The organism is Amycolatopsis nigrescens CSC17Ta-90 (genome assembly GCF_000384315.1).
GTDB classification, from domain to species: Bacteria; Actinomycetota; Actinomycetes; order Mycobacteriales; family Pseudonocardiaceae; genus Amycolatopsis; species Amycolatopsis nigrescens.
The window spans coordinates 5,509,931-5,536,923 of sequence record NZ_ARVW01000001.1 but is presented as its reverse complement, the minus strand read 5'-3'; the positions used below and the strand labels follow the sequence as shown (position 1 = coordinate 5,536,923).

The 26,993-nt window shown below is 69.1% G+C and carries 25 protein-coding genes; 12 read left to right on the top strand and 13 right to left on the bottom strand.

Translation table 11 applies throughout. The annotated features are described in order from the left end of the window. Window positions 1-16 precede the first annotated feature (16 nt). Window positions 17-1,861 (bottom strand): glycoside hydrolase family 2 protein, encoded by a 1,845-nt coding sequence (locus AMYNI_RS0126330; RefSeq protein WP_084628474.1) that lies wholly within the window; start codon window positions 1,859-1,861, stop codon window positions 17-19. A 179-nt stretch (window positions 1,862-2,040) separates the two neighbouring features. On the opposite strand from AMYNI_RS0126330, the gene AMYNI_RS0126325 reads away from it, so the two are divergent. After that, window positions 2,041-3,294, top strand: coding sequence for a glycosyltransferase family 4 protein (locus AMYNI_RS0126325; RefSeq protein ID WP_020671066.1), 1,254 nt, complete (start codon window positions 2,041-2,043; stop codon window positions 3,292-3,294). A gap of 96 nt (window positions 3,295-3,390) precedes the next feature. On the opposite strand, the gene AMYNI_RS49265 is transcribed toward AMYNI_RS0126325, so the two are convergent. Beyond that, on the bottom strand, window positions 3,391-3,534 hold the full coding sequence (locus tag AMYNI_RS49265; protein WP_157357487.1) for a hypothetical protein: 144 nt from the start codon (window positions 3,532-3,534) through the stop codon (window positions 3,391-3,393). A gap of 95 nt (window positions 3,535-3,629) precedes the next feature. Beyond that, on the bottom strand, window positions 3,630-4,088 hold the full coding sequence (locus AMYNI_RS0126320; protein ID WP_020671065.1) for a nuclear transport factor 2 family protein: 459 nt from the start codon (window positions 4,086-4,088) through the stop codon (window positions 3,630-3,632). Between the two features lie 108 nt (window positions 4,089-4,196). On the opposite strand from AMYNI_RS0126320, the gene AMYNI_RS0126315 reads away from it, so the two are divergent. Beyond that, on the top strand, window positions 4,197-4,742 hold the full coding sequence (locus AMYNI_RS0126315; RefSeq protein ID WP_020671064.1) for a TetR/AcrR family transcriptional regulator: 546 nt from the start codon (window positions 4,197-4,199) through the stop codon (window positions 4,740-4,742). Between the two features lie 69 nt (window positions 4,743-4,811). Here AMYNI_RS0126315 and aceB read toward each other — a convergent pair whose 3' ends face one another. Together aceB and aceA are read right to left on the bottom strand one after the other, a co-directional pair. Further along, the gene (aceB, locus tag AMYNI_RS0126310; RefSeq protein WP_020671063.1) at window positions 4,812-6,419 is read right to left on the bottom strand and encodes a malate synthase A; all 1,608 of its coding nucleotides are present in this window, start codon (window positions 6,417-6,419) and stop codon (window positions 4,812-4,814) included. A 102-nt stretch (window positions 6,420-6,521) separates the two neighbouring features. After that, window positions 6,522-7,808 (bottom strand): isocitrate lyase, encoded by a 1,287-nt coding sequence (aceA, locus tag AMYNI_RS0126305; protein WP_020671062.1) that lies wholly within the window; start codon window positions 7,806-7,808, stop codon window positions 6,522-6,524. Window positions 7,809-8,033: 225 nt separating this feature from the next. On the opposite strand from aceA, the gene AMYNI_RS0126300 reads away from it, so the two are divergent. Beyond that, window positions 8,034-9,464: a short-chain fatty acyl-CoA regulator family protein gene (locus AMYNI_RS0126300; protein ID WP_020671061.1), complete on the top strand. Its 1,431-nt coding sequence runs from the start codon at window positions 8,034-8,036 to the stop codon at window positions 9,462-9,464. Between the two features lie 3 nt (window positions 9,465-9,467). Here the strand turns inward: AMYNI_RS0126300 and AMYNI_RS0126295 are convergent, their stop codons facing one another. Genes AMYNI_RS0126295 through AMYNI_RS45425 form a run of 3 tightly spaced genes read right to left on the bottom strand, consistent with a single transcriptional unit; the run spans window position 9,468 to window position 13,207 of the window. Then, window positions 9,468-10,088 carry a GTP-binding protein gene (locus AMYNI_RS0126295; protein WP_020671060.1) on the bottom strand — a complete coding sequence of 207 codons (621 nt, stop codon included), beginning with the start codon at window positions 10,086-10,088 and terminating at the stop codon, window positions 9,468-9,470. A 15-nt stretch (window positions 10,089-10,103) separates the two neighbouring features. Further along, a complete protein-coding gene (locus AMYNI_RS0126290) occupies window positions 10,104-10,508 on the bottom strand; it encodes a roadblock/LC7 domain-containing protein (RefSeq protein WP_020671059.1) in 405 nt (134 codons plus the stop codon). Between the two features lie 11 nt (window positions 10,509-10,519). Next, a complete protein-coding gene (locus AMYNI_RS45425) occupies window positions 10,520-13,207 on the bottom strand; it encodes a nitrate- and nitrite sensing domain-containing protein (RefSeq protein ID WP_425387913.1) in 2,688 nt (895 codons plus the stop codon). 415 nt (window positions 13,208-13,622) lie between these two features. On the opposite strand from AMYNI_RS45425, the gene AMYNI_RS0126280 reads away from it, so the two are divergent. From AMYNI_RS0126280 to AMYNI_RS0126260, 5 genes are read left to right on the top strand one after another with little or no spacing between them, the layout of a single operon-like run. Next, the gene (locus AMYNI_RS0126280) at window positions 13,623-14,579 is read left to right on the top strand and encodes an ABC transporter substrate-binding protein (RefSeq protein WP_020671057.1); all 957 of its coding nucleotides are present in this window, start codon (window positions 13,623-13,625) and stop codon (window positions 14,577-14,579) included. Window positions 14,580-14,630: 51 nt separating this feature from the next. Further along, on the top strand, window positions 14,631-15,389 hold the full coding sequence (locus AMYNI_RS0126275) for an ABC transporter permease (protein WP_020671056.1): 759 nt from the start codon (window positions 14,631-14,633) through the stop codon (window positions 15,387-15,389). Beyond that, window positions 15,386-16,189: an ABC transporter permease gene (locus tag AMYNI_RS0126270; protein WP_020671055.1), complete on the top strand. Its 804-nt coding sequence runs from the start codon at window positions 15,386-15,388 to the stop codon at window positions 16,187-16,189. The genes AMYNI_RS0126275 and AMYNI_RS0126270 overlap by 4 nt, the downstream gene beginning before the upstream one ends. 1 nt (window position 16,190) lies before the next feature. Next, window positions 16,191-16,994 carry an ABC transporter ATP-binding protein gene (locus AMYNI_RS0126265; RefSeq protein ID WP_020671054.1) on the top strand — a complete coding sequence of 268 codons (804 nt, stop codon included), beginning with the start codon at window positions 16,191-16,193 and terminating at the stop codon, window positions 16,992-16,994. Beyond that, window positions 16,991-18,214 (top strand): acyl-CoA dehydrogenase family protein, encoded by a 1,224-nt coding sequence (locus AMYNI_RS0126260; RefSeq protein ID WP_020671053.1) that lies wholly within the window; start codon window positions 16,991-16,993, stop codon window positions 18,212-18,214. Before AMYNI_RS0126265 ends, AMYNI_RS0126260 begins: the two co-directional genes overlap by 4 nt. Here AMYNI_RS0126260 and AMYNI_RS0126255 read toward each other — a convergent pair. The 3 genes from AMYNI_RS0126255 to AMYNI_RS0126245 form a co-directional block, all read right to left on the bottom strand. Then, window positions 18,211-19,500 (bottom strand): M14 family zinc carboxypeptidase, encoded by a 1,290-nt coding sequence (locus tag AMYNI_RS0126255; RefSeq protein ID WP_425387912.1) that lies wholly within the window; start codon window positions 19,498-19,500, stop codon window positions 18,211-18,213. The two genes, AMYNI_RS0126260 and AMYNI_RS0126255, sit on opposite strands and share 4 nt — an antisense overlap. Before the next feature lie 110 nt (window positions 19,501-19,610). Further along, the gene (locus tag AMYNI_RS0126250; protein ID WP_026360945.1) at window positions 19,611-20,834 is read right to left on the bottom strand and encodes an HNH endonuclease signature motif containing protein; all 1,224 of its coding nucleotides are present in this window, start codon (window positions 20,832-20,834) and stop codon (window positions 19,611-19,613) included. 49 nt (window positions 20,835-20,883) lie between these two features. After that, window positions 20,884-21,639 (bottom strand): acyltransferase, encoded by a 756-nt coding sequence (locus tag AMYNI_RS0126245; protein ID WP_026360944.1) that lies wholly within the window; start codon window positions 21,637-21,639, stop codon window positions 20,884-20,886. A gap of 51 nt (window positions 21,640-21,690) precedes the next feature. Here AMYNI_RS0126245 and AMYNI_RS0126240 point away from each other — a divergent pair, with 51 nt between their 5' ends. The 3 genes from AMYNI_RS0126240 to AMYNI_RS0126230 all read left to right on the top strand — a co-directional run bounded on the left by AMYNI_RS0126240 (window position 21,691) and on the right by AMYNI_RS0126230 (window position 24,501). Further along, window positions 21,691-22,653: a nucleoside hydrolase gene (locus AMYNI_RS0126240; RefSeq protein ID WP_020671049.1), complete on the top strand. Its 963-nt coding sequence runs from the start codon at window positions 21,691-21,693 to the stop codon at window positions 22,651-22,653. Then, a complete protein-coding gene (locus tag AMYNI_RS0126235; protein ID WP_020671048.1) occupies window positions 22,650-23,834 on the top strand; it encodes a C40 family peptidase in 1,185 nt (394 codons plus the stop codon). Before AMYNI_RS0126240 ends, AMYNI_RS0126235 begins: the two co-directional genes overlap by 4 nt. A 79-nt stretch (window positions 23,835-23,913) precedes the next feature. Beyond that, window positions 23,914-24,501, top strand: a complete 588-nt coding sequence (locus tag AMYNI_RS0126230; RefSeq protein ID WP_026360942.1) for a GrpB family protein — start codon at window positions 23,914-23,916, stop codon at window positions 24,499-24,501. Window positions 24,502-24,575: 74 nt separating this feature from the next. Here the strand turns inward: AMYNI_RS0126230 and AMYNI_RS0126225 are convergent, their stop codons facing one another. Then, a complete protein-coding gene (locus AMYNI_RS0126225) occupies window positions 24,576-25,505 on the bottom strand; it encodes an amidohydrolase family protein (protein ID WP_020671046.1) in 930 nt (309 codons plus the stop codon). A gap of 57 nt (window positions 25,506-25,562) precedes the next feature. Between AMYNI_RS0126225 and AMYNI_RS0126220 the strand changes: the two genes are divergently transcribed. Then, window positions 25,563-26,024 (top strand): MarR family winged helix-turn-helix transcriptional regulator, encoded by a 462-nt coding sequence (locus AMYNI_RS0126220; RefSeq protein ID WP_020671045.1) that lies wholly within the window; start codon window positions 25,563-25,565, stop codon window positions 26,022-26,024. A gap of 7 nt (window positions 26,025-26,031) precedes the next feature. Here AMYNI_RS0126220 and AMYNI_RS0126215 read toward each other — a convergent pair whose 3' ends face one another. Further along, entirely contained in the window at window positions 26,032-26,934 is a 903-nt protein-coding gene (locus AMYNI_RS0126215) for an alpha/beta fold hydrolase (RefSeq protein WP_020671044.1), read from the bottom strand. Between the last annotated feature and the right edge of the window lie 59 nt (window positions 26,935-26,993).

Below are 26,993 nucleotides of genomic sequence, written 5' to 3'. Positions count from 1 at the left end.
TCCATATCGTTGTCCTTCATTGCGAGCCCGCCGCGATCACCGCACGGTTGCGTTCCGCCACAACGGAAAGCGTCGGCTTGGTGACCCGGCGGTCGTAGGTGTAGAAGCCGTTCACCTCGTTCTCCAGGTCGGTCGTCTGGGTGTAGATCGCCCCGGACAACCCGTTGCCGCGGACCACTTCCTCCAGGTCCCGGCTGACCTCCACGTACCGCTGGGTGAGCCGTTCCTGGCTGTCGGTCATCTCGTAGGCGCCCGGCGGGCCCGGCCACAGATGCCCTTCCAGCACCAGACCGAGGCCGCCGTACTCGCCGTCCACGATCACCCGGTCGTCCTTGACCTCGGGGCGGCCGGGGCCGACATAGGTGTGGTCGTCGTAGATGTCCCCGGCGCCCACGTCCGGGCGGGACAGGCAGCAGTTGATGCCGCTGTTCGCGTTCACCATCCTGGTCGGGTCCTGCGCCTTGACCTTTTCCGCGATGCGCGCGGTGTCGTACTCGCCCCAGCCCTCGTTGAACGGCACCCAGCCGACGATCGAGGTGACGCTGCGCAGCTGGTCCACCATCGCGGTCAGCTCGTCCTCGAAATGGGCCTTCGCCTCGGGCACCGGATCCGGGCCCGGGCCGGGCGGGCCGTCGAAGTTCATCGGCAGCGACGGCATGTCCTGCCACACCAGCAGGCCCAGCTTGTCGGTCCAGTAGTACCAGCGGGCCGGCTCGACCTTCACGTGCTTGCGGACGAAGTTGAAGCCGAGCGCCTTGGTCTTCTCCAGGTCGAAGCGCAGCGCCTCGTCGGTCGGCGCGGTGTAGATGCCGTCCGGCCAGAAGCCCTGGTCCAGCGGCCCGTGCAGGAAGGTGATCTTGCCGTTCAACGCGATCCGCGGTCTGCCATCGGCGTCGGCGACGGTGCTGATCGTGCGCAGGCCGCCATAGCTGCGGACCTCGTCGCCGCGTTGCCCGTGCCGGCCGACCAAGCGAACGCTCAGGTCGTAGAGGTAGGGATCATCGGGGGTCCACAGGTGCGGGGCCGGCACCGGCACGCGCAGCGGCTGCCCCGGGGTCCCGGTCGCACGGGCTACTTCCTTGCCACCCGGTTCCGAGACGACCACTTCGGCCGTTTGGTCCCGCACCCCGGAAACCCTTGGCGTGACGGTGAAACCGGTCAGATCCGGGGTGATGTCCAGTTTATCCACCCTGGCCGGTGCGACCGGTTCCATCCAGACGGTCTGCCAGATCCCGGAGCTGCCGGTGTAGAAGATGCCACCCGGTTTGTTGCGCTGCTTGCCGACCGGGAAGGTGTTGATGTCGTTGCGGTCCTCGACCCGCACGGTGAGCTCCTGCGAGCCGGAGCTCCGCAGCGCCCTGGTGATGTCGGCGCTGAACTCGGTGTAGCCGCCGGAGTGGGTGGCCACCTGCTGCTGGTTCACCCATACCGTGGCGATCTGGTCCACCGCGCCGAAGTGCAGCAGCACCCGCTGGTCGCCGCGCCAGTCGCCGGGCACTTCGAACACCTTGCGGTACCACATGGTGTCGTCGTGGCGCTGGATTCCGGACAGCCCCGACTCGGGCGGGTAGGGCACCAGGATCCGTTCGCCGTATTCCTGGATGGACGGTGCGGCGGTCACCGAGCGGCCGGCGTACTCCCAGACCCCGTTGAGGTTCTGCCAGCGCGGCCGTTGCAACTGCGGGCGCGGGTACTCCGGCAGGGCGTTGCCCGGCCCGACCTGATAGGTCCACGGAGTGGACAGCGGGGGCTCCTTGGGCTCCCAGTCCGCGGCGGCGGCCGGTGCCCCCAGCACCGCCGTGCCCACCAAAAGCGCAAGACCGAGAACGATTAACCGGTTCTTTCGCACGGAATTCAACATCACTGAACAACAGTGACCAAGGTCACCGGCAAAGTCACGCGTCTGTTCGGGTGGTTTTCGCCAGGCCACGACGCCGGCCCGGCAACCGGTGACCATTCTCCGGCATGCGCGGACGTCACCGCCAGGGTCTTTGACGACGACGCGCGGTGCCGCAGCCGACTGGTGAGTAACCTCCACTCATGCGCGTACTGATGCTGTCCTGGGAGTACCCGCCGGTGGTCGTCGGCGGACTGGCTCGGCACGTGCACGCACTGGCGCGGCATCTGGTCCGCGACGGGCACGAAGTGGTGGTGCTGTGCCGGCACGTCGCCGGCACGGACGCGCAGACGCACCCCAAGACGGACCGGGTGGTCGAAGGGGTGCGGATCATCCGGGTCGCCGAGGACCCGATGCACGTGACCTTCGAACGAGACCTGGTGGCCTGGACGCTGGCCATGGGGCACGCGATGGTCCGGGCCGGCACCGAGCTGCTGCGCGGCTGGCAGCCCGACGTGGTGCACGCACACGACTGGCTGGTCACCCATCCCGCGATCGCACTCGCCGAGGCGGCGCGATCGCCGCTGGTCGGCACCATCCACGCGACCGAGGCGGGCCGGCACTCCGGCTGGCTGTCCCATCCGCTGAACCAGCAGGTGCACTCGGTGGAGTGGTGGCTGGCGAACAGGGTGGACGAGCTGATCACCTGCTCGCAGGCGATGCGCAGGGAGTCGGCGCACCTGTTCGACGTGGATGCCGCGGATATCACCGTCATCCACAACGGCATCGAGGAACGCGGCTGGCAGGTACCGGCCCGCGAGATCACCCAGGCCCGCGAGACGTACAGCCCGTCCGGCGCGCCGCTGCTGCTCTACTTCGGCAGGCTGGAATGGGAAAAGGGAGTGCAGGACCTGCTGGCCGCGCTGCCCAGGATCCGCCGCGACCATCCCGGAACCCGGGTGGTGGTGGCCGGCAAGGGACGGCACCTGGAGGAACTGGTCGAGCAGTCGAGGCGGCTGCGGGTGCGGCGGGCGGTGGACTTCGTCGGCCACCTTTCCGACCGCGAGCTGCGGGCGGTGCTCGCCGCCGCGGACGCGGTGGTGCTGCCAAGCCGGTACGAGCCGTTCGGCATCGTCGCGCTGGAGGCCGCCGCCGCACAGGCGCCACTGGTCGCGTCCACCGCCGGCGGGCTCGGTGAGGTGGTGATCGACGGCGAGACCGGGCTGGCCTTCCAACCCGGTGACGTGCCCGCGCTGAGCACCGCCGTGGACGCGGTGCTCACCGACAAGCGGGCCGCCGCTCGCCGGGCCCGCGCGGCCCGCGCGCGGCTGGCCGTCGACTTCGACTGGAGCCGGATCGCCGAGGCCACCGCCGAGGTGTACCGGCGGGCGCGGCTGGGCGAGCCGGAAGAGCTCGGCCGGCCCAAGATCGCCACCGGCAACGCTTTCGAGCCGTGACAGGGAACCCGTGAACAGGAACAAGGCCCGCATCCTCTGGGGGATGGATGCGGGCCTTGCGTGCCGCGGGAGGCGGCAGTGCGCTCCAAGCGCGCCCTAGAAACCGCCGCACCTCGGACGGAAGCAGTCCGTCGACGCAGGGGCAGATTCCGGGCCGGCCTGCGCCACCGCGGCGGGACCAAAGGCGACCACTCCGAACAGTGCGAGCGCGATCACCCCGAACAATCTCTGACGCTTCATGGGGTTCTCCTCAGTGCAGGGAACCCGAGCATCACCCGCCCGTGACCGAAAAACAATCCGGGAAACAGTACGTATACCTACTTATTAGCGTCCGCTCAGAAGATCGGTATCGTCCGGCCGTGTTCGCTCTCCGGACGCGGGCCGAAGATCCGGCGATCTCCCTCGCCGATCCGAACGTCGTTGATGCTGGCTTCCCGGCGGCTCATCAGCCCTTCCTCGCTGAATTCCCAGAGCTCGTTGCCGTAGCTGCGCCACCACTGGCCGGCCGCGTCGTGGCATTCGTACTGGAAGCGCACCGCGATCCGGTTGCCGTGAAAGCTCCAGAGTTCCTTGCGCAGCGCGTAATCCAGCTCGTGCGCCCACTTCTCCCGGAGGAACTCGACGATCTGCGCGCGGCCGGTGACGTGGCGATCCCGGTTGCGCCACGCGGAATCCTCGGTGTAGGCCAGCGCGACCCGCTCGGGATCGCGGGTGTTCCAGGCATCCTCGGCGGCCTGCACCTTGCGCGCGGCGCTCTCCTGGTCGAACGGCGGGAACGGGGGACGTGGTGCCATCGAGGACTCCTCGGCTGTGGTGGAGAACGATCGTTCTCTGACGTCCGGTAGTGTAGAGAACGATCGTTCTCCATTGTCAAGTGCTCTCCCCGACCCGCAGGAGGTGCCGTGGACCGGACCGAGGCGACCGGCCGGTTGCTCGACACGGCCGAAAAGCTGTTCTACGCACACGGTGTGCAGGCGGTGGGGATGGACGCCATCCGGGCCGACTCCGGGGTCTCGCTCAAACGCCTCTACCAGTGCTTCCCGGCCAAGGAGCAGCTGGTGGAGGCGTACCTCCGACGCCGCGACGAGCGTTGGCTCGGCTCGCTGACCCGGTACGTCGCGGCCGCCGGTGACGACCCGCTGGCGGTGTTCGACTGGCTGCGGGAGTGGTTCGCCGAACCGGACTTCCGCGGCTGCGCGTTCATCAACTCGTTCGGCGAACTCGGCTCCGGCGCGCCGGGGGTGCTCGCGGCGGTCCGCGAGCACAAAACCGCCCTGCACGCGTACCTGCTCGGGCTGGTCTCCGGCGACCGCCCGCTCGCCGACCAGCTGCTCGCACTGGTGGAAGGCAGCACGGTCACCGCGGCCATCAACGGTGACCCCGCCACCGCGGACGCCGGCCGGGACGCGGCCCGCGTACTGCTGGCGGCGAAAAAACGGGCCCGGTAGGAGGGAACCTCTCCTACCGGGCCCGCTCGCCCGGTTCCCTTCGTCAGGTAAGGGAACCGGGAGCCGGAATCACCTGAAGTCGGTCAGGTACCTCGCGTACGCGCCGGTGGTGAGGAAGCTGGGCAGCTTCTCACCGAGCGCGGTCTCCACGAAGATCGCCTTCGCGTCGTCCAGCCGGTTGCCCTCGCCCAGCTCGGCGCGGACCTCGGCCAGCTCCTCGTCCAGCCAGCCGGTGACCAGCGAGTGGGTGACCGCGGTACCGTCGTCGAGCTTGGTGCCGTTGCGGATCCACTGCCACACCTGGCAACGCGCGATCTCCGCGGTGGCGGCGTCCTCCATCAGGTTGTGGATCGCCGCCGCGCCGGTGCCGCGCAGCCAGGCGTCCACGTACCGCAGCGCGACGTTGATGTTGGCCCGCACCCCGGCTTCGGTGACCTCGCCACCGGCGCTGGCCACGTCCAGCAGGTCGTCCGAGGTGACCACCACGTCGTCGCGCAGCTTGTCCACCTGGTTCGGCCGCTCGCCGAGCACACGGGAGAAGACCTCGCGGCAGACCGGGACCAGGCCGGGGTGCGCGACCCACGAACCGTCGAACCCGGCGCCGGCCTCGCGTTCCTTGTCCTGGCGGACCTTCTCCAGCGCGGTGGCGTTGATCTCCGGGTCCTTGCTCGGGATGAACGCGGCCATACCGCCGATCGCGTGCGCGCCGCGCCGGTGACAGGTGCGGACCAGCAGCTCGGTGTAGGCACGCATGAACGGCACGGTCATCGTCACCTGCGCGCGGTCCGGCAGCACGAAGTCCGCGCCGCGGTCGCTGAAGTTCTTGATGACGCTGAAGATGTAGTCCCAGCGGCCGGCGTTCAGGCCGGCCACGTGCTCGCGCAGCTCGTAGAGGATCTCGTCCATCTCGAAGGCCGCGGTGATCGTCTCGATCAGCACGGTGGCACGGATGCTGCCCTGCGGGATGCCCAGTTCGTGTTGCGCCAGCCGGAAAACGTCGTTCCACAGGCGCGCTTCGAGGTGGCTTTCCAGCTTCGGCAGGTAGAAGTACGGTCCGCTGCCGCGGGCGAGCAGCTGGCGGGCGTTGTGGAAGAAGTACAGCCCGAAGTCGACCAGGCTGGCCGAGACCGGCCTGCCGTCGATGCGGATGTGCTTCTCCACCAGGTGCCAGCCGCGCGGCCTGGCGACGATGGTGGCCGGCTGCTCGCCGATCGTGTAGCGCTTGCCCTCCGGCGTGCTGAAGTCGATGTTGCGGCGGATCGCGTCGAACAGGTTGAGCTGCCCGTCGATCACGTTGTGCCAGGTGGGAGAGGTGGCGTCCTCGAAGTCGGCGAGCCAGACCTTCGCGCCGGAGTTCAGCGCGTTGACCGTCATCTTGCGGTCGGTCGGGCCGGTGATCTCCACCCGGCGGTCGGTCAGGCCGTCGGCCGGGCCGGCGACCTGCCAGTCGTCGTCCTCCCGCACCGAGCGCGTCTGCGGCAGGAAGCCGAGGGTCTCCTCGCCGCTGCCGAGCTTCTCGCGGCGCAGCCGGCGGGCGTCCAGCAACTCACGGCGGCGGCCGGCGAACTCGTTGTCCAGCCGCGCCACGAACGCGAGCGCGGCCGGGGTCAGGATCTCGTCGAACCGCGCACCGGCCGGGCCGGTCACGTCGATCCGGTAGTTGAGCTGGTCAGCCATCTCATCCCTCCGAGGGGCGTGGTCGGTCGGCGCCAGGGGCAAATAGCCGACTTTTTGCCCCTGGGGGGCAGGGCAAAAAGTCGGCTATTTGCCGTTAGGGGGTCAGAACTGGGCTTCTTCGGTGGAGCCCTTGAGCGCGGTGGTCGAGCTCTCCGGGTTCAGCGCGGTGCTGACCTGGTCGAACCAGCCGGTGCCCACCTCGCGCTGGTGCTTGGTGGCGGTGTAGCCCCGGTCCTCCGAGCCGAACTCGCGCTCCTGCAGGTCCACGTAGGCGGTCATGCCCTCGCGGGCGTAGCCGTGCGCCAGGTCGAACATCGAGTAGTTCAGCGCGTGGAACCCGGCGAGGGTGATGAACTGGAACTTGTAGCCCATGTGGCCGAGCTCGCGCTGGAACTTCGCGATGGTCGCGTCGTCCAGGTGCTTCTTCCAGTTGAACGACGGCGAGCAGTTGTAGGCCAGCAGCTGGTTCGGGTACTTGGCCTTGATCGCCTCGGCGAACTGCCGCGCCACCTCGAGGTCCGGCTCGGAGGTCTCCATCCACAGCAGGTCGGCGTACTCGGCGTAGGCGAGGCCGCGGTCGATGCAGGGCTCGATGCCGTTGCGCACCGTGTAGAAGCCCTCGGCGGTGCGCTCGCCGGTGACGTACTTCCGGTCGCGCTCGTCCACGTCACTGGTGATCAGGGTGGCGGCCTGGGCGTCGGTGCGGGCGATGATAACGGAGGCCACGTCTGCGACATCACTGGCGAGGCGGGCCGCGTTCAGCGTGCGCTCGTGCTGCTTGGTCGGGATCAGCACCTTGCCGCCGAGGTGACCGCACTTCTTCTCGGAAGCGAGCTGGTCCTCCCAGTGCACACCGGCGGCACCGGCCGCGATCATGCCCTTCATCAGCTCGAACGCGTTGAGCGGGCCACCGAAGCCCGCCTCCGCGTCAGCCACGATCGGGGCGTACCAGTCAATGTCGGTATTACCCTCAGCCCAGTTGATCTGGTCCGCGCGGCCCAGCGCGTTGTTGATCCGGCGGACCACCGCGGGCACCGAGTTGGCCGGGTAGAGGCTCTGGTCCGGGTAGGTCTGGCCGGACAGGTTCGCGTCCGCGGCCACCTGCCAGCCGGACAGGTAGATCGCCTTGAGGCCGGCGCGCACCTGCTGCACGGCCTGGTTACCGGTGAGCGCGCCCAGCGCGTGGATGTAGTCCTCGTTGTTGATCAGGTTCCACAGCTTCTCGGCACCCCGGCGGGCGAGGGTGTTCTCCTCCACGACGCTGCCGCGCAGCTTGACCACGTCGGCCGCGGAGTAGGAGCGCTTCACGTCCGCCCAGCGGGGGTCGGTCGCCCACTGCTCGGCCAGCTCCTGTGCCGCTTGCTCAAACTTGTTGGCCTGCTCTGCCATCGGTTCTCCAACGTTGCGAACTTTGCGATTACTCGCCTGCTTGCCCTGACCATGGCATGCGCAGCGGAAACACGACCAGAGCGCCAATTTGCCAATTTCTGCGAAGATTACGTAGCATCTTGTGAAGCTTGCGAACCTGGCGTTCGCAGGTGCCCGAAAATGAGCCGAGCTTGATCGTTTACTTAATCGTTCAGGCCCGGAAACCTTGCGGACAGGAAGGCCAGCGTGGACAAAACCTTCGCCGGCGCGCGGCTGCGGCATCTGCGCGAAACCCGGTCGATGAGCCAGGCGGACCTGGCCCGTGTGCTGGAGATCTCACCCAGTTACCTGAACCAGATCGAGCACAACTCCCGGCCGCTGACGGTGCCGGTGCTGCTGCGGATCACCGAGGCCTTCGGCGTGGACACCGAGTTCTTCGCCAACAACGACACCGCCCGGCTGGTCGCCGACGTGAAGGAGGCGCTGCTGGACGAGGTGCTCGGCATGCAGGTCTCCACCGGCGAGCTGAACGACCTTGCCACCAACCTGCCCTCGATCGCGCAGGCGCTGGTCAAGCTGCACCGCAGCTACCGCAACGCGGTGGAGAACACCGCGGCGCTGACCACCGAGAACGGCACCGGCCTGCACGGCAGCGCGGCCGCCCCGCTGCCGCACGAAGAGGTCCGCGACTTCTTCTACGAGCGTGAGAACTACGTCGCCGAACTCGACGAACGCGCCGAGCGGATGGCCGCGGAGGTCCCGCTGCGCCGGGGCGAGGTGCTCAGCGCGCTGCGCGGCAGGCTGACCGACCGCTACGGCGTCGGCGTGACCAGCGACGGGATCGACGAGACCGCCGGGGAGCAGCACCGCTACGAGCCGCACACCAGGACGCTGCGGCTGGCACCCAGCCTGCGGGTCGGGCAGCAGGCGTTCCGGATGGCCTCGCAGATCGCGCTGCTGGAGTACGACGACCTGATCACCGAGCTCGCCGACTCCTGGGCCTTTTCCGGCCCGGCCGCGCGCTCGCTGGCCAGGGTCGGCCTGGCCAACTACTTCGCCGGCGCGTTGATCCTGCCCTACGGCGCGTTCCACTCCACCGCGGAGAACTTCCGCTACGACATCGAACGGCTCTGCGACCACTTCGGTGTCGGCTTCGAGACGGTCTGCCACCGGCTGTCCACCCTGCAGCGGCCGAAGCAGCGCGGGGTGCCGTTCTCCTTCGTCCGGGTGGACCGGGCAGGGAACATGTCGAAACGCCAGTCCGCGGCCGGGTTCCACTTCTCCAGGGTGGGCGGCGCCTGTCCACTGTGGAATGTGTACGAGGCGTTCACCTCGCCCGGCAAGATCCTCACCCAGATCGCCAGCGTGCCGGACGGCAAGAGCTACTTCTGGATCGCGCGCACCATCCAGCGCAACATCGGCGGCTACGGCAGCCCCGGCAAGATGTTCACCGTCGGCCTCGGCTGCGAGCTGCGGCACGCCAGGCGGCTGGTCTACTCCACCGGGCTCGACCTGGACGACAGGGCCGCGGCCACCCCGATCGGCATGGGCTGCAAGGTCTGCGAACGGCCGGCCTGCCCGCAGCGCGCCTTCCCCACCATCGGCAAGCAGCTCACCGTGGACGAGAACACCAGCACCTTCGTGCCATACCCGGCGGTGCCGAAGAACACCGGCTGACGCTCAGCCCGCCGCCGACTCGCGCTCGATGGCGTGCCGCACCACGGAGATCAGCACCTGCTTGGCGGACTCCCGTTCCCGCACGTCGCAGGCGATGATCGGGATCGACGGCGAGATCGTCAGCGCGTCCCTGACCTCGTCGATCTGGTGGTGCAGCAGCCGGTCGAAGCAGTTGATCGCGACGATGTAGGGCAGCTTGCGGTGCTCGAAGAAGTCGATCGACCCGAACGCGTCGGCCACCCGGCGGGTGTCCACCAGCACCACCGCGCCGATCGCGCCGAGCGCGAGGTCGTCCCACATGAACCAGAACCGGTGCTGGCCAGGGGTGCCGAACATGTACAGCACCAGATCCGAGTCCAGCGAGATCCGGCCGAAATCCATCGCCACCGTGGTGGAGACCTTGTCCGGGGTCGCCGAGGCGTCGTCCACCGATCCGCCGGCCTCGGTCATCGCCGCCTCCGTGGTCAGCGGATCGATCTCGGAGACCGCGCCGACCATGGTGGTCTTGCCCACGCCGAAGCCGCCGGCGATCACGATCTTCGCCGAAGAAGTCGGTCCGGTCGCGACCGGCACGTCTGCCGCATCTGCCGCATCTGAGCCGGAACCGAACTCACCAAAGCCCACCGGCAACCCTTTCCACTAAGAATCCTGCCCGCGCCTCGCCGGGGTCAGCTGCCTGCCGACCCGGTCCACCAGCAAGGTCATCTCGTAGACCACCAGGCCGATGTCGCCGCCAGGTGGCCCCAGCACGGCAAGGCAGGACCCGTCCGACACCGACATCAGGAACAGGAAGCCGTTGGTCATCTCGATCACGGTCTGCGCCACCGGGCCGCCGTCGAAGATCCGCGCCGCGCCGCTGGCCAGGCTGGTCAGCCCGGACGCGACGGCGGAGAGCTGATCCGCCCTGTCCTTCGGCAGCCCCCGCGACGACGCCAGGATCAGCCCGTCGGCGGAGACCACCGCCGCGTGCGCCGCCCCGGGCACCCGGCGCACGAAGTCCGTGACCAGCCAGGCGAAATCGCCCTGCGCCGCCGCCTGTTCCATCCTCGTCATCGCTATTCCCCCGTTCCCGGCTGGTCGGTGAGCGCGTGCCGGCCGCTGGTGTAACCGCGCTGGAACCGCACCATCCGTTCCCTCGTCACGTCCGGAAGCCGCGAAACCGGGACCGCCACCGGCGGCTCGGGTTCGGCGGGCGTGAAGGAGTCGTGGCCGGGTTCGACCGAGCCGGGGACCAGGAACTCGTTGGGCACCCGCTTGGGCATACCGGTCGCGGTGGTCAGCGGCTGCTTCGACGCCAGCAACGAACGCGCCTTCTGCCAGCCGTCGTCGGACGGGCTCCGCCAATCGGCCGCTTCCGTGCTCTCGGCAGGTTCGGGCGCCGCGGTCCCTCCGGCGTCCGGCTCCCCCGACTCCTCCAGTTCGGTGAACCACCGCGACAGCACCGACTGGTAGATCGGCAACCGCCGCGTCACCGCGTTGTCCGGGTCGTCTGGGTAGCCTGTGGACGCCGTGTCCTTAATGGACTGATCGGGTGGCCGCTCGCGTCTCGGCAACCGGATCCCGGACGACTGGTCCGCACCGGCGTGATAGGCGGGCGGGCTGAGGAACGCGGGTGCCGACGAGCCCGCGATCAGGTCGTCCAGCCTGATCGGCTCGCGGGGCTCGGCGATCACCGGCTCGGTGACCACCGGCAGGGAAGGCAGCGAAGGCCAGGAGTCCTGGTGCGGGGACCGCGGATCGGGCGACGGCGATCCGACCAGCAGGTCGGCCGGCACCACGATCCTGGCCACCAGGCCGCTCTCGATCTCCTGCCGTTCCCGCAGCCGCACCTCGATCCGGTGCCGCTGGGCCAGCCGGGAGACCACGTAGAGGCCCATCCGCCTGGTCACCGACACCTCCAGCGCCGGCGGGTCGGCCAGCCGCCGGTTCGCCTCGGCGTACTGCTCTTCGGACATGCCGACGCCGCTGTCGGTGATCTGGATGGCCAGCGCCTTCTTCCTGGTGATCACCGCGCGCACGCCGACCTTGGTCTCCGGCTCGGAGAAGTAGGTCGCGTTGTCCAGCAATTCGGCCAGCAGGTGCACCAGGTCGTGAATGGTCAACCCCTGCACCTGCACGTCCGGCACCGCGCCGACCTCGATGCGCGCGTACTGCTCCACCTCCGACACCGCGGCACCGATGACGTCGGCCGCCGACACCGGCTTGGGCACCGACTTCGCCAGCCCGGCGCCGGCGAGCACCAGCAGGCTCTCGCCGTTGCGCCGGAGCCGGGTCGCCAGGTGGTCCAGCTCGAACAGGCTGGCTAGCTGGTCGGGGTCCTGCTCCTCGGCCTCCAGCCGGTCGATCACGCCGAGCTGGCGTTCCACCAGCCGCTGCGAGCGCCGGGAAAGGTTGACGAACATGCCGTTCACGTTGTTCCGCAGCAGCGCCTGCTCGGCCGCCAGCCGGACCGCCTGCTCGTGCACCACGTCGAAGGACCGGGCCACCTCACCGATCTCCTCGTTGGTGTCCACCGGCACCGGGTCGATCGCTTTTTTGGCCGCCTCGACCGGGTTCGGGTTGTCCAGAATGCTCCGCACCATGCCCGGCAACCGCACGTAGGCCACGTCCAGCGCATTGGCCCGCAGCGCCCGCAACGGGCTCAGCATCGAGCGGGCGATCACCAGCATCAGCACCAGCGCGGCGAGCACCGCGACGAGCACCCCGCCGGAGTAGCTCCAGGCGGTGGCGGTGGCCGACTGGGCCAACTCGGTCGCGTGCCCCCGCAACGCGCTCAGCAGTGCGTTCTCCACCTCCCGGTACTTCCCGAGGGTGGCGGCGCTGGTGGTGGTGAGCCGCCCGCTCTCGATGGTCAGCGGCTTGTCCCCGTCGGCGAACACGAACCCCGCCTGCTTGATCCGCTCGCGGTCGTCCACCTCCGGCCCGCTCACCGTGTCCGAGTGCAGCCGCTGCTCGGCAGGGGTCGCGTTGGCCATGAAACCGGCCAGCGACGCGCGGGAACCGGCCTGCGCGGCACGGGCCTGGTCGAGCAGGTCGCCCGGGAACTCGTGGCGCCCGGCGGCGATCTGCAGCGCGGCGCTCTCCTTGGCGAGGAACTCCTTGGCCTCGCTCATCGCCTGCGTACTGGTGCCCTGGCGGAGCAGCTCCCGGTCGGTGACCGACGTGTTGACCTCGCGCCCGAGCTGGACGAGCGAGTCGATGATGGACGAGTAGGTACCGAAGGCCGAGAGGTCGGGATAGGTCGGCGTGCTGGCCGCCATCCTCAGTGGAGCGAGCGCGTTGAGCCGTTGCAGCCCTTGCTGATAGCGGTTCCTGGCGGCCTGGTCTGAAGTGGTCAGCTCACCGGCCGCCGCACGCAGCGCGGCGGCGGCCCGGTCGACGTCGGCGATCTGGTCGTCGAGCGCGCTCCGGCCGGTGATGCGCGCGCCGCCCGCCGAGATCATCGCGACCGTCAGGTTCCGCTCCTGCTGCAGCTCCTGCACCACGGCCGTCACCTTCGCGGCGACGTCGACCTGGCTGACCGTCTGGTGGAAGTCCTGCGCGCGGCTGAACTCGTTGATCGCGCGGAGACCGCCGAGGCCCAGCGCGGTGAGCGCCGGGATGATCAGCACCAGCGCGAGCTTGGAGCGCAGCCGCCAGTGACGCACGCTCAGCCACGGTTTCGCCGGTGGCGCCGCCTCCTCCGGGGCGGCCTGTTCACTGGCCGGGGTCTCCGGCGCCCGTAGCGCTTCTGTAGTCGGCACCGCTTTACCACCATCGTTCCGGATACGCACGGGACAGTTGACCGGGCCGATTCGGCGTCGGTGTCGCAGCTCTTTCACCAAATTAACCCAAATGGACGTACGAATGCACGTACGAATGCCAGAGCGCATCGCCGCCCTCGCGGGTGCAAAAGGTAGCGAACTCACCATGCGGATGTAACCCCCGCCGGGAGGTAACCGCAGGGAGCGCAATGACGGGCACACTGCGTAACGCTCACCACGGTAAGTAAACCCGATGATCAGCTCTTTACAGTGACCCCGAGTACCGGAATCATGCCAGATCTTCCACCCGGGAACACCGGATCGACTCCGACCTCAGTCCCCATCAGGAGTGGTTTTGCTTCGACACGACATAACGCCGCACGGGGCGCGCGCCAGGCTGGGCGTATTCACCACCATGCTCGGCCTGCTGGCCGCACTGGGCGGTTGCGGCCTGCTCGGCGGTTCCGACAACAGCGCGGACGGCGCCGCCAACGGCACGCTCGAGAAATCCAAGATCAAGATCTCGATTATGTCCACAATCGACGTCGCGTCGTACCACCTCGCCGAAAAGAACGGCTATTTCAGGCAGGAAGGTCTCGAAATCGAACCGGTCGTCTCGCCGACCGGTCAGGCGTCGCTGACAAAGTTGATCAATGGCGAAGTGGACATCGCCTACGGCAGCTATACACCGTTCTTCGTCGCGCAGGCCACTGGTGCCGCCGACATCCAGTTCGTCGCCGACGCCTCCTCCGCCGGGCCGAAGAGCACAATGGTCGTGGCCATGCCGAACTCCTCGGTGAAGAGCGTGCAGGACATGGCCGAGAAGAAGATCGCCATCACCGCGAAGAACACCATCTGCGACACCCTGGTCAAGTCCGTGATGAAAACCGCGGGCGTGGACTTCGGCAAGGTCAACTGGGTCGGGGTGCCGTTCCCGGACATGGCCGCCGCACTGCAGCGCGGCGACGTCGACGCGGCCTTCATGACCGAACCGTTCATCACCCAGGCCGCCACCACCGTCGGCGCCGTCCCGGTCTTCGACACCGCCACTGGCCCGACGCAGGACTTCCCCACCGCGGGCTACGGCGCGCAGGCCAAGTTCGCCAAGGAGAGCCCGAAAACGGTCGCCGCCTTCCAACGCGCGATGCAGAAGGCCACCGACGAGGCCGCGGACCGCAGCAAGATCGAGCCGCTGCTGGTCGAGTTCGCCAAGGTGGACCACGGCACCGCGCAGCTGACCAACCTGCTCACCTTCCAGTCCACATTGGACCCTTCGCGGCTGCAGCGGGTGCCCGACGTGCTGCTCGAGTTCGGCACCATCAACAAGCAGCTCGACGCCGCCTCGATGATCGCGAAACCGGCAGCCACATGAACGGCGACATAAACAACGACCACATAAACAACGACCACCTGAACCGCTGACGTGAACCGGACGACCAGGGGCCTTGCCGGCCTGCTCGGTTTCTTCCTGCTCTGGGAAGCGGCCGTCAGGTCGGCACTGGTCCGGCGGGAGTTCCTGCCCCCGCCGAGCGTCGTGCTCGGCCGGATGGCCGAACTCCTCGGCCAGGAACCGTTCCTGCGCGACGTGATCGCCACCTTGCTCGCCTGGGCGATCGCGCTCGCCATCGTGATCGCCGTCGGGGTGCCGGCCGGGCTGGTGCTGGGCAGCGTGCCCGGCCTGCGGACCGCCACCCGCGCGATCGTCGAGTTCCTCCGGCCGATCCCGTCGGTCGCGCTGATCCCGCTGGTGATGGTGCTCGTCGGCAGCGGCCCGGACGCCAAGATCACGCTCGCCGTGTACGCGGCGATCTGGCCGATCCTGTACAACACGATCTACGCGCTCGGCGAGATCGACCCGCTGCTTGTCGAGACGGCACGCTCCTCCGGCACCCCCAAGGCCAGAATGCTGTCATCGGTGGCGCTGCCGAACGCCGCGCCGTTCATCTTCACCGGGATCCGGCTCTCCGCCATGATCGCGCTCATTCTCGTGGTGAGCGTCGAGTTCCAGGCCGGCACCGAGCTGGGCATCGGCCGGTTCATCCTGGAGGCCCGCGGCGGGCCTGGCCGGATGGACCTGGTGCTGGCCGGCACGGTGGTGGCCGGCCTGATCGGCTACCTGATCAACGACGGCCTGGAGCGGCTCGGCCGCCGGCTGTTCCGCTGGAACGAGGTGGCGGGGTGAACGGGATCAACCGCTTCCTGCGGACCTGGCTGCTGTTCATCGCCGCCGTGGCCGTCTGGGAACTCGCGACACGCGCCGCCAACAGCGTCTTCTTCCCACCGCCGAGCGAAATACTGGCCAACTCGGCCGGACTCTGGTTCTCCGGGCCGCCGTCCAGGCTGTTCCTCACCGACACCGTGTACGAGAACGTGCTGCCCAGCATCGGCAGGGTGCTCGCCGGCTGGTCCATCGCCGTCGTGCTCGGCGTCGGACTTGGCACCGCGTTCGGCCGCTCCCGGACCGGGATGGACTACGCCGGGCCGCTCTTCGCGTTCGCGCGGGCGATCCCACCGCCGACGCTGATCCCGGTGTTCATGGTCCTGCTGGGCATCGGCACCGAGATGCAGCTGGCCACCATCGTCTTCGGCTCGGTGTGGCCGATCCTGCTCAACACCGTGGACGGGGTCCGGTCGGTCAGCAGGACCCAGGAGGAAACGGCGAAGTCGTTCCGCACCCCGGCGCGCTACTGGATCGCCATGGTGGTGCTGCCGGCCGCGCTGCCGAAGATCTTCGCCGGGCTACGGCTGAGCCTGTCCATCGCCCTGATCCTGATGGTGCTGTCCGAAATGGTCGGCGCGCTGAACGGGATCGGGTACGCGCTGATCTCCGCGCAGGAGGCGTTCGACTTCCCCGACCTGTGGTCCGGGATCGTCCTGCTCGGCGTGCTCGGCTACGGCCTGAACACCTTGCTGCTCGGGGTGGAGCACCGGGTACTCCGCCGGCAACCGGCCCGCGAGGCCCTACTGCACACGGGAGCTTGATGTGCCGACCATGCTCGAAGTACACGGCCTCAGCCACAGCTACCCGGAAGACCTCGCGGAAGATCACCGCGCGCACGTCGCCGTGCACGACCTGTCGTTCACCGTGGCGCCTGGGGAACTGGCCTGCATCGTCGGGCCGTCCGGCTGCGGGAAGTCGACGCTGCTGCGCTGCATCGCCGGCCTCGTCCGGCCGACCGGGGGTGAGGTGCGGCTGCACGGTGATCTGGTGTCCGGGGTTCCGGACGATCTGGCGGTGGTCTTCCAGGACTACAGCCGCTCGCTGTTCCCCTGGCTTTCCGTGCGGCACAACGTCGAGTTCCCGTTGCGCTGGCGGGGTCTCGACCGCGCCGCACGCCGGGAACGTGCCAAGGAGGCGCTCGGCTGGGTCGGGCTCGCCGGGGTCGGCGGCAAGTACCCGTGGCAGCTCTCCGGCGGCATGCAGCAGCGCGTCTCGATCGCCAGGGCGCTGGCGAGCAGGCCCGCGCTGCTGCTGATGGACGAACCGTTCGCCTCGGTGGACGCGCAGACCCGGTTCGAGCTCGAAGACCTGCTGCGCCGGGTGCGGCAGGAACGCGGCAGCACGGTTCTCCTGGTCACGCACGACATCGACGAGAGCGTGTACCTGGGCGACCGGGTGCTCGTGCTGTCCAGCTCGCCGGGCACCATCGTCGCCGACCTGGCGGTCTCGCTGCCTGCCATTCGGGACCAGATCACCACCAGGGAGTCGGCCGAGTTCGTGTCCCTGCGGGGCGAGGTGGCGCGGCTGCTGAGCCGGGCCGGGGACAGGACCAAGGAGAGTCTGTGAAGCAGTGCCTGACTACCGAACAGCGGGAACTCGAGCACCGGGCGGGCGAGCTCGCGGACCGGTTCGCCGAACGCGCGGCCGGGCATGACCGGGAGAACACCTTCCCGCACGAGAACTACGACGAACTCCGGGCCGCCGGTTTCCTGCGGCTGTCGGTGCCCACCGAGTTGGGCGGGCTCGGCGCCGGGCTGCCGGAAATCCTGCCGGTGCTGGAACGGCTCGCGATGGGCGACGGCGCGACCGCGCTCTCGGTGACCATGCACATCTCCCCGCTCGGGCAGTGGGCGTCGGTCTGGCGCCGCACGCGGAACCCCCGGCTGGAGCAGCTGCTCCGAAAAGCGGCGCAGGACAAGCTGGTCTGGGCGTCGGTCACCAGCGAAATGGGGCTGCGCAACGACATGACCGACGCGCTGAGCAAGGCGGTCAAGGTGCCGGGCGGTTTCCGGCTGACCGGCCGGAAGAGCTTCGCGACGAACACCTCCGTGGCCACCCACTGCTCCACCACCGCACGGTACGAGGACGCCGACGGTGGGCCGCGGCTGCTGCTCTGCCAGATCGCGCTGGACCAGCCGGGAGTTGAGGTCTTGCGGACCTGGGACACCATGGGCATGCGGGCCACCCAGAGCAACGACCTCGACCTCAGCGAGGTCTTCGTGGCCGACGCCGACGTGGTGCACTCACTGCCGGTCGGGCACCTCGACGCGCGCGTCTTCGAAACGGTGTGGTCCTGGGCGATGCCCGCCTTTTCCGCCGTGTACACCGGAATCGCCGCCGGCGCGGTCGACTGGGCGGCGCGGCAACTCACCCGCCGCGGCCGCGAGGCGGACCCGCTGGTCCAGGACGCCATCGGCGAGTGCGAGATCCTGGTGGAGAGCTCGCGCGCGCTGATGTACCGGCACGCCGACGAGGTGCGCAGCAGGCGGCTGTTCGAACTCGGGGTGCAGGAAGGGATCTCCCGCTGCGCGCTGGTCAAGTACGTGGCCAGCAACAACGCGGTCCGCGTGCTGCAACGACTCGTCGACGTGCTCGGCGGCGCCTGCTATACCCGGTCGCTGCCGTTCGAGCGGATGTGGCGCGACGCCCAGGCCGGCACCTTCATGCCGATGGGCAACCTGGCCGCGCGCAAGCTCATCGGCGCCAGCGCGCTCGGCGTCGCCACCGCACCCGTGGTCGGCTTCGACGAAACCGGCCCGGACAGCAGGCCGAACCTCAGCAGCTAGTTGTCGACCAGGACGCGCGAGTCGTCGGCGGGGGTGCCGATGTTGGGGCCGCGCGGCGGGATGGCGTCGTAGGCGGCCGGGTCGAGCTGGTTCACCCTGCCACTGGCGACCGAGGAGAGCAGTCCGTCCAGCCCGATGTTGACCGTCTTGGTGAGCACCGCGCGGTACTGCTGGCCCAGCGTCTGGGTCTGGCCTCGCACCTCGAAGAGCACCGCGCCGCTGCCGTTCAGCTGGAACGAGCCGAGTCCGGTGCCGGGCAGGTTGGTGTCCTGCGGGTACAGCGTGATGTTGCCGAACAGCGGACGGTTGTTCGCCGCGCCCTGCAGGGCGTTGTGCACCGCGACGTTGAGCTTCTTCGAGTAGTTCAGGTCGTAGTTCTTCTGGTACTTCCGGTATTCCGGTGTCTGCGCCGGGTCGTCCACGAACTTGCCGGAGATGGACATCGTGACGAACTCGTCCTGGTCGTCCGGCATCACGTAGCAGGCACCCTGGTGATGCAGGTCCACGTAGGTGTCCACCTTGCCGAACTCGGTGCTGAGCCCGCGGTAGACGTCCCGCACCACCTGGGACTCCGGGGTGATGTACCAGCCGGTCTTGGCGGAGTCGCCGGGGAAGTCCGTCGGGCGCGGCACGTAGGACAGATCCGGGTTGTAGTCGCGGTTGGTGTCGAAACCGGGCTTGGCCGAGTAGTCGTCGCCCTGCATCGAGCCGGTGTAGTAGTTCCAGGCCGGCTTGGCCTCGCGCAGCTGCGGGTTCCGCGCGGTGACCTCCTGCCAGGTCATGTCGTTGCCGCGGCGGTCGAGCTCCGCGCCGTCCGGGTTCATCTTCGGGATCGCGACGATGGTCAGCTCGCTGCGCCAGCGCTTCGCCTTGGCCGACTCATCGGTGCCGACCCAGTTCAGCATGTTCAGCAGTGCGTCGGTGCCGGTCTTCTCGTTGCCGTGGATCTCGCTGGTCAGCAGCACCACCTTGCGGCCGGTGCCCACCCGCGCCGACCAGATCTCCCGGCCGCGGTTGCTGCGACCGGCCTGCTCGACGTCGACCCGACCCTTGCTCACCCGCTCGATCCGCGCCAGCTCCACGCCCAGCTCACGGTGGTCGGTGAACTCGTTGATCGGCAGCTCACGCGGGGTTTCGCTGCACTGCTGCGCGGACGAGAGGAAGGCCGCGTCCCCGGGCTGCACCCGGTCGAGCTGGTCGGTGGCCGCGAGGGCCGGGGTGGCGGTGACGATCAGGGTGCACACACTGAGGCCGATCAGGCCGCCGCGCAAACGCTGTCTGGACACGAGCCACTCCTCCAAGATCCGGGTAACCAGCACCAAAGGTAGTTAGTTATATCAACAAACCAAATCTGGCAAAACCGCCCTTTGGCGCGGATGCACTGAAGGCTCCCTGTCTAGGCGGCGTGCTGGTGGGGTAGGTCGTGGGCGGTGTTGCGGATCGGCCGTTGTTCCTGGTCCAGCCATTTCGGCGGGATGAACTCCGGGACGCCGCTGTCGGCCATCCGGACGGACCAGCCGGTGTGGTGCAGTTCGCGGTGGTGGAATTCGCACAGCAGCACAAGATTGCCGATGTCGGTGTCGCCGCCGTCGACCCATTCCTTGATGTGGTGGGCCTGGCAGTATTTGGGCGGGCGGCCGCAGCCCGGTCTGGCGCAGCCGCGGTCGCGGATGGCCAGCGCGCGGCACTGTGCGGGAGAGGCGAGTCGTCGGGCGCGGCCGAGGTCCAGGATCTCGCCACTGGAGCCGAGCACCGCGGGCACGACTTTCGCATCGCAGCACAGCCGGCGAAGCTGGCTGACGCTCGTGTAGCCGACCCCGTCGAGATAGGCGGCTCCGGCGCGGCGCTCCAGTTCATCCAGGCCGATGGTGACCATCATCAGCGCGCGTTCGCCGCCGGTGACGGGAAGTTCCGGGGCGTGGGCCGCGAGCCCGATCGTTTCCGCCAAAGCGTCGCCTTGGCGCTGGGCGAGGGTGCGGCCGTCTTCCCGGCCGAACTCGTCGAGCGGGCGAGGGCGGGCCAATGGGGTCACGATCGACTGGAGCAGTGCCGCGGTCTCGGGATCGAGCTCCCCGGCGAAGTGCATCTGCCCATCGGCGGCGAACCAGTACCGGAACCTCCGCCGCGGGCGGGCGAGCCCGTCTTCGGGGTCGCCCGGACCTTTCGTGTCCACATCCCAGTAGGCGAGCAGCCTCGCCCCGGCCTGACGCACGGACAACGGCGGCGCCTGCCCGGCCAGCTCGACGAGCGCCTGCTCGGCGTACTCCAGCTTTTCCGGGTCGAGACCTTCGGGAGCCCTGACCAGGACGCGATGGATCTCGGTGACGTGCTCAACGGTGATGACACCTTCGGCCAGCGCCTTGCCGGTCAGCGGCATCGGGGTGGTCGCCTGCGCCACCCTGGCCTTCGCCTCCCGCGCGGACAGGCGCATCGCCCCGGACAGGAAGGCCGCGGTGTTGCGGTAGCCCTTGGCCGAAGCCAGCCCTCGGCCGTCGACTTCGGCAACCAGGGCCAGCATTCGGCCGTAGGTCCGGGAAAGCACGGCCTGGGTGTGCAGCAGCGCCGCGGTCAGCTCCCCATCGGAGAGCTGCCACGCCGGCACTGCCTGTGTTTCGTCCACGCCTTCAGAATACTCGAACAGGCGTTCGAACTGCGATTACACGATCGGGTCAGGACTCGCCGAGGGTCTTCTGCAGGGCCTTGTTCGCCTTGCGGGCCATGTCGGCGACGGCCTCGCGGCGGGCGGCGTCGGCGGCGTAGTCGGCCTGGCGGTCGCGAACCACCCTGGCCGGGGAGCCGACGGCGATCGCGTAGTCCGGAATGTCGCCGCGCACCACCGCGTGTGCGCCGAGCACGCAGCCGCGGCCGACCCTGGTCCCCTTGAGCACCGAGACCTTGGTGCCGATCCAGGTGTCCGGCCCGATCCGCACCGGCGACTTCACGATGCCCTGGTCCTTGATCGGCAGGTTGATGTCGGTGGTGACGTGGTCGAAGTCGCAGATGTAGACCCAGTCCGCGACCAGTGTCGCCGCGCCGAGCTCGATGTCGAGGTAGCCGTTGATCACGTTCTGCCTGCCGAAGACCGCCTTGTCGCCAATCCGCAGCGAGCCCTCGTGACAGCGGATCGCGTTGCCGTCCCCGATGTGCACCCACCGGCCGATCTCGAGGCGGCCGTAGCCGGGGCGGCAGTGGATCTCCACGTCCTTCCCGAGGAAGACCATGCCCCGCAGGATGATGTGCGGGTTCGCCAGCCGGAACCGCAGCAGCCGCCAGTACCGCACCAGGTACCAGGGGGTGTACGCCCGGTTGCGCAGCGCCCAGCGCAACGAGTCCGCGGTCAGGAAGCGGGCCTGCCGCGGGTCGCGGCGGGCCCGCTGCCAGGCACGCAACCGCGAGAGCGCGGGGGAACCCCACATGGACGTCATGTCCGTGACCGTAACCTGTCGGCAGGGTGATTTCGAAGCCGAGGGAGCTCAATGGGCAGGAAACTGATCATCGACACCGACCCTGGTGTCGATGACGCGTTCGCGATCGCGCTGGCCGCGCTGAGCGAGGACGTGGAGCTGCTGGGTGTGACCACCGTGTTCGGCAACGTGCCGCTGTCGGCCACCACCCGCAACGCGCTCCGGCTGCTCTCGCTGTGCGGGCGGGCCGACGTGCCGGTCGCGGCCGGTGCCGCGCGGCCGCTGGTCTACCCGCATCCGCATCGCGCCAGGTACGCGCATGGCGCGGACGGGCTGTCCGGCCGCGCCGGCGAGTTGCCCGACCCGGTGCGCGCGCTGGAGCCGGTGGACGCGGTCAGCATGCTGGTGTCCCTGCTGGAGGCCGCGGACGAGCCGGTCACGCTCGCCCCGATCGGCCCGCTGACCAACATCGCGCTGCTGCTCGCCGCGCATCCGGGGATCGCGGAGAAGATCGACCGCATCGTGCTGATGGGCGGCGGCCTCGTCCGTGGCAACACCACCGCGGCCGCGGAGTTCAACATCTGGAGCGATCCCGAAGCGGCCAGGCGGGTGTTGGTCGAGGAGGCGGTGCCCGCCGTGCTGGTGCCGATGGACCTGACCTACCGCTGCGCGGTGGACACCGGCTGGCTGGCGGAGCTGGCCGGGTCCTCCCCGATCGGCGCGGCGCTGAACGCGCTCACCCCGGACTACCTGGAGCACTACAAGAAGGCACTCGGCTGGGACGGCATCGTGCTGCACGACGCGGTCGCGGTCGCGGAGGCGATCCGGCCGGGGATGCTGCGCACCGAGGCGCTGCCGGTGGAGGTCGAGTGCTCGCTGGGGCCGAGTCGCGGCGCCACCGTGGTGGACAGCCGCCTGCCCGGATTGCGCGGCGAAACCGGCGAGGAGCCGCATACTGTGGACGTGGCTGTGGACACCGATCTGGACGGGCTCCGCACCTTCGTACTGGAGCGGATTTCGGGGGCGAAGCGATGACCGAACAGGACGCTGGAAAAGAAGCGGTACCGGACGAGGAACAGAACGGTGAGCGGCAGCCGAGCGGGCGCCGGAAGCTGATCGTGACGGTGGCCGCGGTCGCCGTGGCGGCGGGCACCCTGGTCGCGGTCACCCAGCTGGCACCGCCGGAGGATGCGGCACCGGTGGCGAACACCGCGCCGGCGGGCCCGTTGCCGGAGCTGCCGTCGTCGATGCCGCCGCCGTCGAGCCAGCAGCCACCGCCCTCCCAGCCGCCCGCGCAGGCACCGGCGCGCCAAGGCCAGGAGTTCGACGCCTGGGTCGGCAAGGTGGCCGAATGGCTGGACGTGCCGGCCAGGGTGATGACCGGGTACGCCAAGGCGACCGTGGCCATGGCCAAGGAACGCCCGAACTGCCACCTTTCCTGGGTGACACTGGCCGCGGTTGGCCGGGTGGCCACGAACCACGGCCGGACCGGCGGCGGCCCGATCGGTGACGACGGCACCGCGGGCGCACCGATCGGCACGGTCGGAGTGCGCGATTTCTACGACAAGGTGGTATCCGCCCCGAAGGCCACCGGCCCGATGCAGCTGACCCCCGCGCTGTGGCAGAAGTACCGCGGCGAAGCGGCCGACGTGCAGAACATCGACGACAGCGCGCTGGCCGCCGGCCGCGCGCTCTGCGACGGCGACCGCGACCTCGCGGTGGGCAAGGCGTGGTGGGACGGCGTCGCCGTGCTGCAGAGCGCACCGGTGATCCTGCACCGGGCGCTGGCCACCGCGAACGTGTACGGCACGATCGGAAAGGCGTCCGTGCCACCGAAACCGGCGGTGCTGCAGGCGGTGAACTTCGCCATCGAGAAGATCGGCCTGCCCTACGTGTGGGGCGGCAACGGTGAGGAGAAGGGCGATCTCGGGTTCGACTGCTCCGGTCTGACGACGGCCGCGTACGGCACCGCGGGCATCACGCTGAAACGCACCGCGCACTGGCAGTACGGCAGCGTGCCGCTGATCCCGCAGGGCAGCGAGCCGGAGCTGGGCGACCTGATCTTCTACGGCGAACCGTCCACGAAGATCCACCACGTCGGGCTCTACATCGGCAACCAGCAGATGATCGACGCGCCCACCTTCGGCCAAGCGGTGCAGGTGCACACCTACCGCAAGGCGGGCGACGACTACGCGGGCGCCGGACGCCCGGCCTGAGGCCGATGTCGCTCCTTTGGAGTCGCGTCCGCGTACAAGAAGATCGGCTCCCCAGCGGTCCGCTGCTACGTTGACCCGGGTGCCCACCTTCGAGGAGATCACCCGACACCAGGACCCGGACCCGGCCGAGAGCCCGTGGGTGCACGGCCCCCCAGCACCGGAGACGGTCTCGATCGTTGCCTACAAGCCCGAGTGGCCGCGCTCCTACCGGGCCGCGGCGACGGAGATCCGCGCGGCGCTCGGCCCGGTGGTGGTGGACCTCGAGCATGTCGGGTCGACCTCCGTCGAAGGACTGGCCGCCAAGGACGTCATCGACATCGATCTGACGGTGGCCGATCCCCGCGACGAGAAGCGGTACGTCCCTCAGCTCACGCGGATCGGCTACATCCTCACGGTTCGGGAGCCGTCCTGGCACGAACACCGGTGCCTGATGTTGGCCGAGCCCCGCGTGAACCTGCACGTGTTCGGACCAGAGTGCCCGGAGCTCATCCGGCACCGCATGTTCTGCGACTGGCTGCGCGCCCACCCCGAGGACCGCGCTCAGTACGAGGACGCCAAACGAGCGGCAGTCCAAGGAGGTGGGCGCGTCATGGACTACAACGCGCGCAAGCAGGAGACCGTCCGCGCGATTTATGACCGGCTCTTCCGCGCGGCGGGAATGCTGTAGGCACCCAGACAACAGCCGCACTCGGCACACGCTCATGCCGCGTGGAGTACGCCGGTGGGTCCGTCGCGTGCGGGTCAGGCGAGTCGGGGGAACAGCGCTTGCGCGGCGGTCCGGTCCACGGCGGTGAGCCGGTCGGCGTCGGGGCCGTCGTAGGTGGTGAGGCAGTGGTCGAAGTCGGCGCGCCATTCCGCTGGGGCGAAGGGGAAGTCGCTGCCGTAGAGGATGTGGCCGGGTTCGGCGAAGGCGAGCAGGGAAGGCAGGGCCGTGGGGCTGGCGGACAGGGCGGTGTCGAAGTAGAAGCGGCGTAGCCCGGCCATGATGGTTTCCGGTGTGGTGTCTGGGTTGAACATCGCTGCGCCGACGAAGCGGCGTGCGGCGAAGGGCAGGAAACCGCCGGCGTGCGACAGGATCACGCGCAGGCGCGGGTGCCGGTCGAATACGCCGTGCGCGACGAGGTCGAGTGCCGTGCGTGTGGTGTCGAACGGGAAGTCCAGCAGCGGGCTCGGCAGGCCGGCCAGTTGCGGGATCGGTGGTTCGGTCGGGTGCACGAAAACCACGGCGTCCCGCGAGTCCAGTTCCGTCCAGAGCGGCTCGTACGCGGGGTCGCCGAGGTAATGGCCGTGTGCGTTGGACAGGAGGACGACTCCGTCGGCGTGCAGTTCGTCCAGGGCGCGCACGGCTTCGTCCAGGGCGCCGTCGAAGTCCGGCAGTGGGAGAACGGCGAAGTGGCCGAAGCGATCCGGCGAGTCCTTGACGAGTTCCGCCTGGAAGTCGTTGATCTCACGGGCCAGCTCGCGAGCCGCGGCGTCGTCGCCGAAGTGGACGCCAGGGGCGCTGATGGAGAGCACCCCGGTGGCGATACCGGCGTCGTCCATCATCGCGGTGGCGGCGCCGGCGTCCCACGTGGGGACGGGCCAGCCGCCGGGAGTGCGCTCGCTGTTCTCCAGCGCTTGCCGGTAGCGAGGTGGGAGCAGGTGCTGGTGCACGTCGATCCGGCCGGTCATGGCGTAGAGCCTCCTGATAGCTAGGTTGCTAACTATTGCCATGCTAATCTAACTCGCATGAAGACGACCGGCAACGTTCCGCCAACGCCGACGGAGGTCGACGAGCTCGCCCAGGCCGCCGACGAGCTGTTCTTCGCGGTACGCAAGGCTCGTTCGACGGGCGCCGATCGTGACGGCGGGCTGTCGTTGCCGCAGCTCACCCTGCTGGAGCCGCTGGTGGGCGACACCGAGTTGCCGGTGGGGCGCCTCGCCGCGGCCGCGGATGTCTCGATCCCGACAGCCACCCGGATGCTGCAGCAGCTGGCGGCCGCCGGGGTGGTCGTGCGGCGGCGGTCACCGCACGACGAGCGGAAGGTGCTGGTAACCCTCACCAGGGACGGCCGGGACCGGATGGCGCGGTTGCTGGCGCGTCGGCGGGAACGTCAGGCGCAGGCGTTCGCCGTGTTCTCGCCAGGGGAACGCAAACAGTTGGTCGCGTTGCTCCGGCGGCTCGTCCCGGCGATCGAAGAGGTCGGGTAGGACTCGGCTACCGCGGAAGGGTGCGATCGCGTGATCCGGCGGCCAGGAAGGGCGGCAGGAGGCGGAGCAGTTCCTGGGGCCGGTCCAGCGGAATGATGTGGCCACAATCCTGAACGAGGTGACCGGCGAGGTCGTCGGCGACCGGGCGCAACTGCTGTTCCAGTGCGCGGCCGACGGGGTGGGCACCGATCGCCATCGTGGGCACGGTGAGCCGACCACCCGCCACGGCCTCGCTGATCTGACGCGCACTGGTCGCCGTGGCGCGGTAGTGGGAAAAGGCGCAGCGCAGGGCATCGTATCCGGTGTAGGCGCTGACGAAGGCGTCGCGGATCTCCGGCGGTACACCCCGGCCGTGGGTGCCTGCGGCGAGGAACCAGTCCAGGTACTCCGCCTCGTGTCCGATCAGGACCGTTTCACCCAGACCGGGAACGGAGTGGAACCCGAACCACCACGGCGGCCCACCGGCGAGGAAGTCCTCGGCGCCCGGCAGTGAGCCCAGCAGCGACTCCATCACCACGAGTCGGCGCACCAGGTCCGGCCGCCGCATGGCGAGCAGGAAGGCGACCGGGGTGCCGGCGTCGATGGCGACCACGGCGGCGGTGGGTTCGCCAAGGGCGTCGAGAATGCCTTCGGCGTCGGCGGCCAGCGTGCCCGCGTCGTAGCCCCCCGCCGCGCGGGTGCTGGCGCCGAGCCCACGCAGATCCGGGGCGATGACCCGGTGCTGTCCGGCCAGGGGACCGATGATCTCGGTCCAGAGCCGCCAGGTGTGTGGAAAGCCGTGCAGCAGCAGGACTGCCGGCCCGGTGCCGGCGACAGCCACGTTGGCCTGGATGCCGTTGGTGCTGATTTGCCGCAGCACGATGCCGGCGCGGTGCCGTGCGGAAGTGCTCGCTGGTGAGGTGCCGGGCATGTAGCCTCCAAGGATGGTTACCATTGGTTACCAGGGAACGGTAGGTAACTCCAGTTGTG